The sequence below is a fragment of the Arthrobacter sp. Y3221160 genome (genome assembly GCF_059092585.1).
The window spans coordinates 2,453,522-2,465,919 of the sequence record NZ_JBNHHU010000001.1 but is presented as its reverse complement, the minus strand read 5'-3'; the positions used below and the strand labels follow the sequence as shown (position 1 = coordinate 2,465,919).

Annotated in this window: 10 protein-coding genes and 2 pseudogenes; 3 read left to right on the top strand and 9 right to left on the bottom strand. The window is 69.0% G+C overall.

Features of this window, described 5'->3' with window-relative positions; all coding sequences use genetic code 11:
* Positions 1–34: 34 nt before the first annotated feature.
* Both AC5RWG_RS11535 and AC5RWG_RS11530 read right to left on the bottom strand, forming a co-directional pair.
* Entirely contained in the window at positions 35–532 is a 498-nt protein-coding gene (locus AC5RWG_RS11535) for an SRPBCC family protein (protein WP_494166953.1), read from the bottom strand.
* Positions 533–545: 13 nt separating this feature from the next.
* A complete protein-coding gene (locus AC5RWG_RS11530; protein WP_494013237.1) occupies positions 546–878 on the bottom strand; it encodes an ArsR/SmtB family transcription factor in 333 nt (110 codons plus the stop codon).
* Positions 879–1,108: 230 nt separating this feature from the next.
* On the opposite strand from AC5RWG_RS11530, the gene AC5RWG_RS11525 reads away from it, so the two are divergent.
* Complete coding sequence (locus AC5RWG_RS11525; RefSeq protein ID WP_494166952.1) at positions 1,109–2,545, top strand: amino acid permease; 1,437 nt, start codon at positions 1,109–1,111, stop codon at positions 2,543–2,545.
* 31 nt (positions 2,546–2,576) lie between these two features.
* Here the strand turns inward: AC5RWG_RS11525 and AC5RWG_RS11520 are convergent.
* The 7 genes and pseudogenes from AC5RWG_RS11520 to AC5RWG_RS11490 all read right to left on the bottom strand — a co-directional run.
* A pseudogene (locus AC5RWG_RS11520) lies at positions 2,577–3,062 on the bottom strand (DEAD/DEAH box helicase); the annotation flags it as partial.
* Positions 3,063–3,188: 126 nt separating this feature from the next.
* A pseudogene (locus AC5RWG_RS11515) lies at positions 3,189–4,754 on the bottom strand (DEAD/DEAH box helicase); the annotation flags it as partial.
* A 10-nt stretch (positions 4,755–4,764) separates the two neighbouring features.
* Positions 4,765–5,418 (bottom strand): GDSL-type esterase/lipase family protein, encoded by a 654-nt coding sequence (locus AC5RWG_RS11510; RefSeq protein ID WP_494166951.1) that lies wholly within the window; start codon positions 5,416–5,418, stop codon positions 4,765–4,767.
* A gap of 189 nt (positions 5,419–5,607) precedes the next feature.
* Positions 5,608–6,228, bottom strand: coding sequence for an RraA family protein (locus tag AC5RWG_RS11505; protein ID WP_494166950.1), 621 nt, complete (start codon positions 6,226–6,228; stop codon positions 5,608–5,610).
* Positions 6,221–6,616 carry a RidA family protein gene (locus AC5RWG_RS11500; protein WP_494166949.1) on the bottom strand — a complete coding sequence of 132 codons (396 nt, stop codon included), beginning with the start codon at positions 6,614–6,616 and terminating at the stop codon, positions 6,221–6,223. Before AC5RWG_RS11500 ends, AC5RWG_RS11505 begins: the two co-directional genes overlap by 8 nt.
* Positions 6,613–7,974 carry an MFS transporter gene (locus AC5RWG_RS11495; RefSeq protein ID WP_494013251.1) on the bottom strand — a complete coding sequence of 454 codons (1,362 nt, stop codon included), beginning with the start codon at positions 7,972–7,974 and terminating at the stop codon, positions 6,613–6,615. The genes AC5RWG_RS11500 and AC5RWG_RS11495 overlap by 4 nt, the downstream gene beginning before the upstream one ends.
* Positions 7,975–8,166: 192 nt before the next feature.
* Positions 8,167–9,324 carry a helix-turn-helix domain-containing protein gene (locus AC5RWG_RS11490; protein WP_494166948.1) on the bottom strand — a complete coding sequence of 386 codons (1,158 nt, stop codon included), beginning with the start codon at positions 9,322–9,324 and terminating at the stop codon, positions 8,167–8,169.
* Between the two features lie 117 nt (positions 9,325–9,441).
* Between AC5RWG_RS11490 and AC5RWG_RS11485 the strand changes: the two genes are divergently transcribed.
* Both AC5RWG_RS11485 and AC5RWG_RS11480 read left to right on the top strand, forming a co-directional pair.
* Positions 9,442–11,133 (top strand): thiamine pyrophosphate-dependent enzyme, encoded by a 1,692-nt coding sequence (locus AC5RWG_RS11485; RefSeq protein WP_494167120.1) that lies wholly within the window; start codon positions 9,442–9,444, stop codon positions 11,131–11,133.
* The gene (locus tag AC5RWG_RS11480; RefSeq protein WP_494166947.1) at positions 11,130–12,386 is read left to right on the top strand and encodes a M20 family metallo-hydrolase; all 1,257 of its coding nucleotides are present in this window, start codon (positions 11,130–11,132) and stop codon (positions 12,384–12,386) included. The genes AC5RWG_RS11485 and AC5RWG_RS11480 overlap by 4 nt, the downstream gene beginning before the upstream one ends.
* Positions 12,387–12,398: the final 12 nt, after the last annotated feature.

Genomic DNA, 12,398 nt, shown 5'->3' with positions numbered 1-12,398 from the left:
TGTCACTCCCCTTTCGCTCGCGGGATGCCCGGACTCAGACAGATGCGGGCTCGGCGAGGATGGCGTCGATCTGGCCCATGGCCCCCTGCATGCCCTCGACCATCCCCATCTCTAGCATCTTCTCCACCTGCTCGGCGGATTCGAACCTGGACTCGGTGGTCATCCGGGTGCGGCCGTCGATGGATTCCAGCGTGACCGTGGCGTAGGTGGTGCCCAGGTCCGCCACCGGCTCGCCGTCGTCGTCGGCAAACCCGTCCTCGAAGGTCAGCCGGTGCGGGGCCTCGATCGCGGTGATCCGCCACCAGCCGGCGGCCGTCTCGCCGTCGGGCCCGGTCATGTAGTAACTGGCCGTGCCGCCTGGAGTGAACTCGTGCTTGCTGAAGGTGGCGGGCCACTCGGGCGGGCCCCACCAGCGTTCCAGCTGGCGCGGATCCTCCCAGAGCTGCCAGACGCGCTCGACGGGTGCATCGAACTCGGCCACGAGGGTGAACGTCAGGGCCTCGAGGTCCTGCTTGGTATCGGTAACCGGCATGACGGTGTCCTTCCTATCCCATGGCGAGAATGTCCTGGATCCGGTCAACGCGTTGGCGCCAGAGCATCTCGTATTCGTCGAGCAGGCGACGCGCTCTTCGCACTCCTTCAGGATGAGGCCGCACCATCTGCTCCCTTCCGCGCTTCTCCTTAACCACCAAAGAAGCCCGTTCCAAGACCGCGACGTGTTTCTGTACCGCGGCGAAACTCATCTTGTACCCCGCCGCCAGGCCCGACACCGAGAACTCGCCGGTGAGCACCCGGGCCACGATGTCGCGGCGGGTGGCGTCGGCGAGCGCCTGGAAGAGGCGGTCCAACTCGAGGTCACTGACTTGATCTACAACCATTTGGTTGCAGGTTAGTCCTCGGTGGCCGCGGGGTCAAGGGTGTGGGTGGGAAAACGGTGGCACTCCACACAGGGGCACCGATGCCGGCCTGGTGATCGCCGCTGCGGCCACAGTGCGGTTGGCGTCGGGCGTACGGACGGCTTGTGGCCCGCTGAGGTTCCGGGCTGGGCGTAGAATTGATTGGCCGCTTTTTTGACCGGCCGTCTCCCTCCAGCAAGGTTGTTTCTCCCATGCCGCAATTCGCGTCCGCGCTCGCGCGTGGCCTGACTGTCCGCCACATCCGTTTCATGGCCCTTGGCTCCGCGATCGGCACCGGCCTGTTCTACGGCTCGGCCGCCGCCATACAGGCCGCCGGCCCGGCCGTGCTGCTGGCCTATGCCATCGGCGGCGCCGCGGTCTTCCTGGTCATGCGGGCGCTGGGCGAGATGGCCGTGCGGCACCCGGTCTCCGGATCGTTCGGCCAGTACGCCAGCCGCTACCTGGGCCCGTTCGCCGGGTTCATCACCGGGTGGACGTTCGCGTTCGAGATGGCCATCGTGGCGATCGCGGACGTGACGGCGTTCGGCATCTACATGGGCTTCTGGTTCCCCGAGGTGCCGCGCTGGATCTGGATCCTCGCCGTCGTGTTCTTCATCGCCGCCCTTAACCTCGTCAAGGTCAAGGTATTCGGCGAGACCGAATTCTGGCTGTCGCTGGTCAAGGTCGCCGCGATCATCGCCATGATTGTCGGCGGCGCCGCGATCATCATCTTCGGCTTCGGGCTGCCGGACGGGGCCAACCCGGGACTGGAGACCATGCTGGGATCCGGCGGCTTCTTCGCCAACGGGTTCTGGGGGTTGCTGGCCTCCTTCTCCATCGTGATGTTTGCGTTCGGCGGGATCGAGACCATCGGGATCACGGCCGGCGAAGCGGAGAACCCGAAGAAGGCGATCCCGGGTGCGATCAACACGGTGCCGGTGCGGATCCTGCTCTTCTACGTCTGCACCCTGGCCGTGCTGATGATGATCTCGCCGTGGGACCGGATCGACGGCTCCACCAGCCCGTTCGTGCAGATATTCGACATGCTGGGCATCCCGGCGGCCGCGCACATCCTCAACGCCGTGGTGATCACCGCCGCCATTTCCGCCATCAACTCCGACACGTTCGGCGCCGGGCGGATGATGTACGGGCTGGCCGAGCAGGGCCACGCGCCGAAGGCCTTCGCGAAGATTTCCCGCCACGGGGTGCCGTGGATGACGGTGGCGACGATGGCCGCGGTGCTGCTGGCCGGCGTCGTGCTCAATGCGCTCCTGCCGGAGTCCCTGTTCCTGATCGTTGCGTCGATCGCGACCTTCGCCACCGTGTGGGTCTGGCTGATGATCCTGCTCTCCCACATCGCGATGAAGCGGGAGATTGCGCGGAAGGGGCTGCCGGCGTCGGAATTCCCGGTGCCGTTCTGGCCGGTGGCGTCCTACCTGGCGCTGGGCTTCATGGTGTTTATCGTGGTGCTGCTGGGCATCATGCCGGACACCCGGGTCGCCTTGGTGGTGGGCTGCGCGTGGATCGCCCTGCTGTTCGTGGCCTACCGCTTCGGCATCAAGGGCGCCGGGCGGCGCCGCGCGGAGCTGGTGGACGAGACCGGCGCGGACGTGGCCGCGGAACCGGCGCGGACGCCGGCGGGGCAGTAGTTTAGGCCCCTAGCCCTGCGCTGACCGACGCTCAGTCGATCTGGGTCCCGCGGGCCACTGCCCCGCGCCGGATGAGCCGCACGGCGTCGCGGCACGTGCCGGCGGTGGCCGACGACTCCGGGCGGACGGCGGCCACCTGCTCGAGCAGGTCGGCGCACCGCCTGGCCCAGAGCACGAAGCCCCCGGCGGATAGCCCCGTCTCCGGCAGGACGTCGGCCAGGCTTCGGCCAGCCGCCCAGCCGTACAGCGGGCGGACCAGCCCGGTCTCCGGTTCCGGTGTGCCCGGCAGCCGGTAGCGCCGCTCCAGCACGCTCAGCTCCGCCCAGGCGGCCGCGAGGGTGTCGAAGGAGGACTGCAGCCCGCCGGTCGGCATTTTCACCGGCCCCGCCGGGCTCCTGCCGCTGCGGTACACCAGGGCGGCCGCAAAACCGGCCAGCTCCACGGGAGTGAGCCGCCGAAAGGCGCCCCGGTCCAGGCCCAGGCAGACCAGCAGGTCCCGCTCGCCGTAGATCCCGCGCAGCCGCGCGCCGCCGTCGTCGTCGATCACTACCCCCTGCGCATCGACCGTCAGGTAGCCGTACCGGGCGAGCACCCGAACCAGGCCCTCGAAGGTTTCCTCATGTACACCGGGGTCCGGCCGGCCGGACCTCCCCGCTTGGAAACTGGCGAACGACCGCGCCAGCAGTGCGCGTGCGCCCTCGTGGCCGTGCCGCGCGATGAGATTGACGGCCATGTTGTAGCCGGGCCGGAAGCCGGAGCGCAGCGGGTAGGTGCGCCGGGAGGCCAGTGCCGCGACGGCCGCGGGATCCACTCCCGGTCTCCACAGCACGACGGCGTGGCCCTCCGCGTCGATGCCGCGCCGGCCCGCGCGTCCGGTCAGCTGCGTATATTGGCCCGCGGTCAAGGGAACCATGGCCTCGCCGTCGAACTTCTCCAGCCGCTCGAGCACCACCGAGCGGGCGGGCATGTTGATCCCCAGGGACAGGGTCTCCGTGGCGAAGACGGCCTTGAGCAGTCCCTCGGCGAACAGCTGCTCCACCAGTTGCCTGCACGCCGGAAGCATTCCGGCATGATGCGCGGCGACACCCCGGCGCAGGCCCTCCCGCCACCCGGGGATTCCGAGCGCCTCGCCCTCCTCCCCGGTCAGCCCAAGGTCCGCGGCGTCGACGCGGCGGAGGATCTCCCTGCGTTCGCGGAGGTCCGTCAGCCAGAGTCCCGATCCCGTGCAGGAACGGACGGCTGCGTCGCACCCGGCCCGGGAGAAGACGAACACGATCGCCGGCAGCAGCCCGTCGCGGCCGAGCCGCTGGAGCAGCTGCGCCCAGGGCTTGGGATCCCGGCCGCCTTCTGCCGGGCTGCGTGAGCGGTGGAACTGCCGGGTCCGGCCGCGCTCCTGCTCGTCGCCGGCGGTGGATCGGGCGAGCGAGGCTGCATCGGACAGCGCCAGCAGGTGGGGGTTGAGCGGATGCCCGCCCAGCACCGCCGGCGATTGCGGGTCGAGCTCGTCGAAGGCGACGGGCTCGGCGAACAGGTCGAACAGCTGGTTTCCGGCCATGACGTGTTGGAACAGGGGCACCGGACGGTGTTCGGACACCACCACGGCGGTGTCGCCGCGGACCGCTCCAAGCCAGGCCCCGAACTCTTCTGCATTGGAGATGGTGGCGCTGAGGCTGACCAGCCGCACCGTCTCCGGGAGCTGGATGATGACCTCCTCCCACGCCGCTCCCCTGGTCCGGTCCGCCAGGTAATGCACCTCGTCCATCACCACATACGCCAGTCGCTCCAGGCCCGGGGATCCCGTGTAGAGCATGTTGCGCAGCACCTCGGTGGTCATGACGACGACGTCGGCGTCCGGATTGACGCTGCTGTCTCCCGTGAGCAGGCCGACCCGGGCGCTTCCGTAGGCCGCCGAGAGATCGGCGAACTTCTGGTTGCTCAGCGCTTTGAGGGGCGTGGTGTAGAACGTCCTGGTGCCCCGGGCGACGGACAGGAAGGCGGCGAAGTCCCCCACCACCGTCTTGCCGGCCCCGGTGGGGGCCGCGACCAGCACCCCGCGGCCGGCCTCGAGCGCCGAGCAGGCCTCTACCTGGAACGGGTCCAGCTCGAAGCCCAGCCGATCCCGGAATTCCCGGAGCGTGCGGGCGCCGGCCGCGCCGACCGTGCCGGCCGCGCCGACGGTGCCGGCTTCAAGGCGTTCGTTGTCCGGCATCTTCCGGCGCTCAGGCGCCGATGACCAGGGAGCGAGGGGCGGCCTGCTCGGGGAACAGGTAGGCGCTGATGGCGTGCGCGATCTTGCGGCCGCCCTGGACGGAGGGCTCGATCGGATTCGCGTAGTCGGCGTCTTCGGGACAGATAAGCCTCAGGTCCACCAGCGCCAGCCCCCGGGCGAAGACGGCCCGAGTGATGTGGTCGTTGAACAGGGCGGCGGCCGACCGGATGATCCGCTGGTCGGGGCCCGACGGCGGGGTGTCGTAGATGGTGCAGGCCGCCGTCGGCAGCCCCGTGGCCGCGACCGCATCCAGCATCGCGGCATAGCCGGCGCCGAATTTATCCTGGGCATCGGCGAACATGGCCAGGGCTTCGGCCGCCCACACGGCCGGTTCATTGAGCAGGTAAGCGTAACCGAGGGCGTCGTTCCCGCCCACGCTGATCACCAAGTGCGTGGCGTCCCGCGGGAGGGAGCGGAGCTGGCCGGCGACCCCGCTGATGACGGCGCCGTCGAGGGCCAGGAGCGTGGCCTGCCACCCGCGCGGCAGCAGCCCGCGAACGTGCGTCACGACGTCGGGGCCGCCGGCAACATAGGCAGCGTTGTCGAACACCGAGTCGCCGAGCAGCACGACGTGGCCGGTGCTGCCGGGTGCGTCAGCTGCCATGTCGCCCTCCCGTTTCAGGGTCGGTGAGGCCTTCGGGACCGCGCGCGGGCACTCGGGCCAGTGAGCACACCTTATCCCCCCGTCCCGACCACCCGGTAGGTGCGCCCCCTAGCCCTTGGACCCGGCCAGAGGACGAAAGGACCCGGGTGCCGTAGAGCGCACCCGGGTCCTTGAGCGAATTACTGTTCGCTAGCCGAGGTAGAGCACGTCCTCCAGCGGCTCCCCCGCGGCGATCCGCTTCAGGATCGCCGGCTCGGCATCGTCCGAGGCAAGGGCGGAATCGACGACGGCGGCTGCCACCTCGGGCGCCAGCACCACCACTCCGTTCTCATCACCCAAGACGATGTCGCCGGGATTCACCGTCGTGTCGCCGATGGTGACCGCGACACCGAACTGCGACCGGCCGGAGCCGTGCCGCTTCGTGGTCAGGCAGGTGGTGCCGCGCGCGAAGACCGGCAACGCCCCGCCGTCGTCCGCCGCCTGCAGATCCGTGAGATCGGTGACCGGGCCGTCCACCAGGATGCCCGCGGCGCCGCGGGCCTTGGCCGCGGCAGAGGTGACCGCACCCACCGGGGCGTGGCTCCGGTCCCCGTTCAGGTCCAGAACCAAGACCTCGCCGGGACGAAGCCGGACCAGCGCCTGGTTCACGGCCACGGCATCGGCGTCGGGAATCAACGCGGTGGCGGCGACCCCCATCATGCGGACACCCGGCACCATGCTCCCGATGTCCCCGCTGCAGAAGCCGTCCTCAAGGAAGTGGCCGAGCGTGGGGAGGCTGACCCGGCCCAGTTTCCGCAGCAACTCATCCATGGTCTGCCCCCGGAACCACCGCCACGCATTCGATCTCCAGGGACACGCCCCACAGGCTGACGCACACCGACGTGCGGGCCGGCCGGTGCGGACCGAAGTACTCGTCGTACACGGCGTTGTATTCCTCGAGCTGGTCCGCACTGGTCAGGTAGGTGTTCACCTTGACCACATGCTGCAGGCCGCTGCCGGCCTCGATCAGGATCGCTTCGAGGTTCCGGATGGTCTGGCGCACCTGATCGGAGAAGTTCTCCGGCTGGTCGGCCAGGCCGCCGGGCCCTGCCGGGATCTGCCCGGAGGTGAAGACAAAACCGTTCGCCACCACCGCCTGGGAGTAGGGCCCCACCGGCCCCACCGCACCCGGCGCTTCAGTGATGCGGCGAATACTCACGATTCCGCCTTGGCAAATGCCTTCACCGTGTCAGTGTTGTCCACGGCGTCGATATCGCCGTGGCGGGTCTCCGTCAGGAGGTACAGCGCGATGAGGGAGAGGACCGCGGCGCCCATGATGTACCAGGCGATGGACGTGCTCTGGCCGGTGGCCGCCAGCAACGCCACGGTGATCGCGGGAGTCGCCGCGGAGCCCAGCAGGCCGGAGAGCATGTAGGACACGGACAGGCCGGAGTAACGGACCTTGGACCCGAAGAGCTCGGCGAGGAAGGTCGCGATCGGTCCGTAGTTGGCGGAGAAGGCGAGCATCATCAGGCCGTAGGCAACGAAGAGCAGCGGCTCGGATCCGGAGTTGAGCAGCCAGAAGAACGGGAAGGCCAGGAGGGCCTCGGCGATGATGCCGGCGAAGATGATGGGTTTGCGGCCCACGCGGTCCGAGAGCCGGCCGAAGAAGGGGATGGCGACGAACGCCAGCGCGCAGGCGAACATGACCACCCAGAGCATCTTGTCCTTGGAGTAGCCGAGCTCCGCTGTGCCGTAGTTGACGCCGGAAGCGACCAGGAGGGTGAAGGTGCTGCCCGTGGAGAGGGTGGCGACGCCGCCCAGGATGACCTGCTTCCAGTAGCGCTTCATCAGGTACGCGAACGGCAGCTTGGCCTTGGCCCCGGTCTCGCGGACCATCTGGAAGGACGGGGTCTCCTCGATGTTGAGGCGGATGTAGATTCCGACCGCAACCAGGACGGCGGAGAGGAGGAACGGGACGCGCCAGCCCCAGCTGAGCAGGGCCTCGTCGCTCATGGTGGAGGCCACGATGAGGAAGGCGACGTTGGCCAGCAGGGTTCCGATCGGAACACCGATCTGCACCATGGAGCCGAAGAAGCCGCGGCGGTTCTCCGGCGCATGCTCAACGGTCATGAGCACCGCGCCGCCCCACTCGCCGCCGAGCGCCAGCCCCTGGATGAGCCGCAGCAGCAGCAGCAGCAGCGGCGCTGCCACGCCGATGGTGTAGTAGTCCGGCACCAGGCCGATGGCGAAGGTCGCCGCGCCCATGGTCATGAGCGAGATCAGCAGCATGGACTTGCGGCCCAGCCGGTCGCCGAAGTGACCGAACAGGATGGCCCCCACCATGCGGGCCAGGTAGGCCGACGCGAAGGTCAGGAACGACAGGATGGTGCCGACGGCGCCGTCGAGCTCGGGGAAGAAGATCCGGTTGAACACCAGCGCGGACGCGGTGCCGAAAAGAAACAGGTCGTACCACTCGACGGTGGTGCCGATGACGCTTGCCGTGGATATCTTCCGCATCTTCCGGCGGTCCAGGCGGGCGGCGGCCGCGCTGGTGGGTGTCACATGCTGGGACATTGCATCTCCAATAGGGGTGCGAAGTGGTCGGCGGCAGGGCCGCATGCTCGTGCTGAGCGCATTCGAATCGTTTACCCACTATCCCGGCGTGTAGTGTGCCTCACAATCGCTAAGCACACACGTTTCGGACGCCGGGGCTGGGCATCTGCACACCCGCGCCGACACAACCCCTACAGGCCCCCGAGGTTTGCCTTAGGCCCAGGCGACAACCGCGCGGGCCGCCTCCACGGGTTTCATCAGGTCAATGCCGGTCAGGTCCTTGAACCGCTTGAGCCGGTTCAGGATGGTGTTGCGGTGGCAATAGAGGAGCTCGGCGGTTTCGGTGACGCTCCCGTTCCGCATGAAGCTGAGCACGGTTTCTTCCAGCCGGTCGCGTTCGTCCGGCCGGCAAACCGCCAGTTGTGCCTCGAGCCCGGCCCTGACATCGATGCCGATCCCCGCCATCCGCAGGCGGGTCAGGCGGGTCCAGTCCTCACCTACGGTCAACGGCTGCTTGTCACTGCTGTTGACCAGATCGCTGAGCACCGCGGCGATCCTCGCCGCCGGCGTCAGTTCCCCAAGTCCGAGCACGGGGCCGTGCACCCCGCAGGGAACGGATGCCAGCGGTGCCGGGACCCGCACCCCGCCCAGGTCCTGCATCCCCTGCGTTTCGGGCCAGAACACGTACGTGTACTTGTCCGCCTGATGCAGGAAGGCCGGCGCCCCACGGTGTGAATAGGACGCGAGCTGCCGCAGCGCTGCGGCGGCCTTCCCCTGCGCGGCGGCTATCCCGAATCGGCCGTCCGGGTTCACGTCGAACGCTGTGGCGAAGCGGTTCCGGGTCTCCGGCAGCTGGCCCTCCGGCCCGAACAGCGCGGCCACGAACTCGTGCCGCACGCCTGCTTCCTCCCGGGCCATGAGGATACGCTCGGCGAGATAGCTGGAATGGGCGGCGGCGGCATAGTCGTCAACCACCTTCCAGACGGTTTCCACCCGGCTTGTCAGCATGGCGGCGTCCTCGGGGCCTGATAGCTCCAACAGGCTGCCCCAGACCACCGGAAAGTCGAGACGCACGGCGGAAATCAGCGCCTCCGGTGGCACACCCTGGCGGGCCCGGCGGGCGCCCAGTTCCTCCGCAAACCTCAGCAGGCCTGGATAGGAAGCGGGTTCCTCCAGGCAGTCCAGGATCAGCTCGAGGGAACCTGCCGCCGTCGACTCCAGATCGTCGTGGCCGACCAGGTCCTGCGCGTAGCCTGGGATGCTCCGGACCCGCTGGACGAAATCCGCCTTCAACGCCCCGGCCTGCTGCCGCAGCCGCGCCACCAGACCGGCCCAGGCCCGGTCGGACGTCTCGCCAAAGACTGTGTGCATGAGCACAGTCTAAACGCGCCAAAGGGGTTGGCTTCAGCTAGTTACTTCGCAGTTCGCGGCTGCCAGCATGGAACGAGACAAAGACCGAAGGAAGGGAACAGCGTGAGCACTACAGCCATGCCGGAGGCCGGCAGGTCCGGCAGCGCAGGCAGCGCCGGCGCCGGCGCCGGTATCAGCGCGGGACATCTGATCGTGGCACAGCTCGAGGCCGCCGGGGTGAAACGCGTCTACGGCGTCCCGGGCGAGAGCTTCCTCGACGTCCTGGACGGCCTGCACGATTCCTCGATCACCACCGTCGTCACCCGCCACGAGGGAGGCGCCGGGTTCATGGCGCTGGCCGAGGGCCGGCTGACCAACCTTCCCGGCATCGCCATGGTGACCCGCGGGCCCGGCGCGGCGAACGCGTTCATCTCCGTCCACACCGCCTACCAGGACGCCACTCCCCTGGTGCTCTTCGTCGGACTCATCCCCGTGGGCGACCGCGGACGCGAATCGTTCCAGGAGTTCGACATCCACGCGTGGTTCGGCAGCACCGCCAAGAAGGTCTTGGTCCTCGACCATGCAGCCTCGGCAGCCGCAGTCGTGGACGACGCCATCCACACCTCCCTCAGCGGCCGGCCCGGCCCGGTGGTCATCGGCCTCCCCGAGGACGTCCTCACCCACCTGGTCCCGGGCGGCGTCCCGGTGACGCCGCGAGCCCTGGCCCGCACGGCCCCGTCGTCGTCGGCACTGCAGGAATTCGGCACGAGGCTGGCACAGGCCAGCCGCCCGATGATCGTGGTGGGCGGCGAAAGCTGGACGCAGGAATCCGGCGAGGCGCTGGCCAGGTGGGCGGCCGGGCGTGGAATCCCGGTGGCCGCGGACTTCCGCGCCTACGATGCCGTGCCGCACCGGCTCGAGGGCGGCAACAGCTACGTAGGGTCGCTCGGCTACGCCCGCAGTGACGCGCTGGCAGCGCGGTTCGACAAGTCGGATCTGCTGGTGTTCATCGGCTGCCCGCGCGCCGACGTCCTGAGCGACGGGTACACCGCCGGCCTGGATGCCGAGACCGTGGTAGTGATGCCCGGCGACACGCTGGGGCACTTCGGGCGCCTCGACCAGCACATCGTGGCCGATCCGATTGCGTTCACCGAGGCCCTGTCCGGGCTGCCGGAGACCGGCGCCGCCGAGCCGTCCTGGCTGCCGGATGCCCGCGCCGAGTACGAGCGCTTCAGCTCCCCCGTGCCGCTCGACGGCGGCCGCGGCGTGGACCTGAACGAGTGCATGACGGTGCTGCGCGAGGAACTGAACGACGACGCCGTCATCACCTACGGCGCGGGAAACCACGCGCTGTGGCCGGCACGCTACCTGCCACACTCGGCGGCCGACTCGCTCGTGGCACCGCGCAACGGCGCCATGGGGGTCGGCATCCCTGCCGCCGTGGCGGCCGGATTGATCTTCCCCGGCCGGCAGGTGGTCTCCGTGGCCGGCGACGGCTGCTTCCTCATGAACGGGCAGGAGTTCGGGACGGCCGCGGCGTACGGCAGCGCGCCGGTGGTCATCGTGGTGGACAACGGGTGCTTCGCGACCATCCGCGAGCACCAGGAGCGCAGCTATCCGGGCCGGCCGTCGGGCACGGAACTGACCAACCCGGACTTCGCGCAGTGGGCCCAGTCCTTCGGTGGCTACGGCGAACGGGTGGAGCGGACAGCTGATTTCCGGGATGCCTTCCGCCGCGCCGTCGACAGCGGCAAGCCCGCCCTGCTGCACGTGCTGCAGGACCCATCCGTGCGGTCACCGAAGACCGGAGAACAGGAGGACGCGCGATGAGCGGGCTGGATTCTCACGAGGACGCACGCTTTTTGCGGGACTTCGAGGTGCTGAGCGGGTTCGGGGCGACGGAGAACGGCGGGGTACACCGGCTGGCCGGATCGGCGGCGGACGGCGAGCAGCGGCGCTGGTTCACCGAACTGCTGGAGTCGGAGGGCTTCCGCGTGGAGTTCGACCAGATAGGCAACCAATTCGGCCTGCTGGAGTTGGTGCCGGACGCGCCGTATGTGGTGGTGGGCTCGCACCTGGACTCCCAGCCGACCGCGGGTAAGTACGATGGCGCCTACGGGGTCCTCGCCGCCGCCCACGCCGCGTTCCGGCTGGCAGCCGAATGGCGCTCCTCGGGCACCGTGCCGCGGCACAACCTGGCGGTCGTGAACTGGTTCAACGAGGAGGGCGCACGGTTCAAGCCCTCGATGATGGGCAGCTCGGTCTACACCGGAAAGATGACCGCCGCTGCCGCGTTGGCGGTGGAGGACCCGGCCGGTATCACGGTCGCGGAAGCGCTGCAGTCCATCGGCTGTCTCGGGTCCGGCACGGGGCCGGCGGCGGCCTACTGCGCCGAGATCCATATCGAGCAGGGCCGGAGCATGGAGCGCGACGGCGTGACGATCGGCCTGGTGGATTCGAACTGGGCGGCGAACAAGTACGAGTTCGTGGTGCACGGCGAGCAGTCGCACACCGGCTCCACGGTGATTGCGGACCGGAAGGATGCCCTGCTGGGGGCCTCGATGCTGGTGGTGGCGGCGCGGGAAATCGCGGACCGGTTCCCCGGCGTCCTGCACACCTCCGTGGGCCAGCTCGACGTGTATCCGAATTCCCCCGTCGTCGTGCCGTCCCGGGTGAACCTGTTGCTTGACCTGCGGTCTGCCGACGAGGCGGTACTGGCCGAGGCCGACCAGATGCTGCACGAGCGGATGCTTCAGATCGAGCGGGCCGCGAACGTGCGGATCGACAAGGGCGGCTCCCACTGCTGGCCCGTGACGCCGTACCAGCCCGAGGGCGTGGAACTGGCCGAAAAGGCCGCGGTCGACCTCGGCCTTTCCTACCGGAAGGTGAAGACCCTGGCCGGTCATGACTCGACGAACATGAAGGACATCGTTCCGACGATCATGCTCTTCGTGCCCTCGGTCGAGGGCATCTCGCACAACGAGCACGAGTACACCAGGGACGAGGACGTCGTGGCAGGCCTGCACATGCTCACGGACGTGGTCCGGCGCCTGTGCCACGGCGAGCTGGACCGCGCGGAATAGCCGGCCCGCGCT

Bases quoted from the DNA above. Each gene is read 5' to 3' on its own strand.
- AC5RWG_RS11535 (WP_494166953.1), bottom strand. From the start codon at position 532: ATGCCGGTTACCGATACCAAGCAGGACCTCGAGGCCCTGACGTTCACC.
- AC5RWG_RS11530 (WP_494013237.1), bottom strand. From the start codon at position 878: ATGGTTGTAGATCAAGTCAGTGACCTCGAGTTGGACCGCCTCTTCCAG.
- AC5RWG_RS11525 (WP_494166952.1), top strand. From the start codon at position 1,109: ATGCCGCAATTCGCGTCCGCGCTCGCGCGTGGCCTGACTGTCCGCCAC.
- AC5RWG_RS11510 (WP_494166951.1), bottom strand. From the start codon at position 5,418: ATGGCAGCTGACGCACCCGGCAGCACCGGCCACGTCGTGCTGCTCGGC.
- AC5RWG_RS11505 (WP_494166950.1), bottom strand. From the start codon at position 6,228: ATGGATGAGTTGCTGCGGAAACTGGGCCGGGTCAGCCTCCCCACGCTC.
- AC5RWG_RS11495 (WP_494013251.1), bottom strand. From the start codon at position 7,974: ATGTCCCAGCATGTGACACCCACCAGCGCGGCCGCCGCCCGCCTGGAC.
- AC5RWG_RS11490 (WP_494166948.1), bottom strand. From the start codon at position 9,324: ATGCACACAGTCTTTGGCGAGACGTCCGACCGGGCCTGGGCCGGTCTG.
- AC5RWG_RS11485 (WP_494167120.1), top strand. From the start codon at position 9,442: ATGCCGGAGGCCGGCAGGTCCGGCAGCGCAGGCAGCGCCGGCGCCGGC.
- AC5RWG_RS11480 (WP_494166947.1), top strand. From the start codon at position 11,130: ATGAGCGGGCTGGATTCTCACGAGGACGCACGCTTTTTGCGGGACTTC.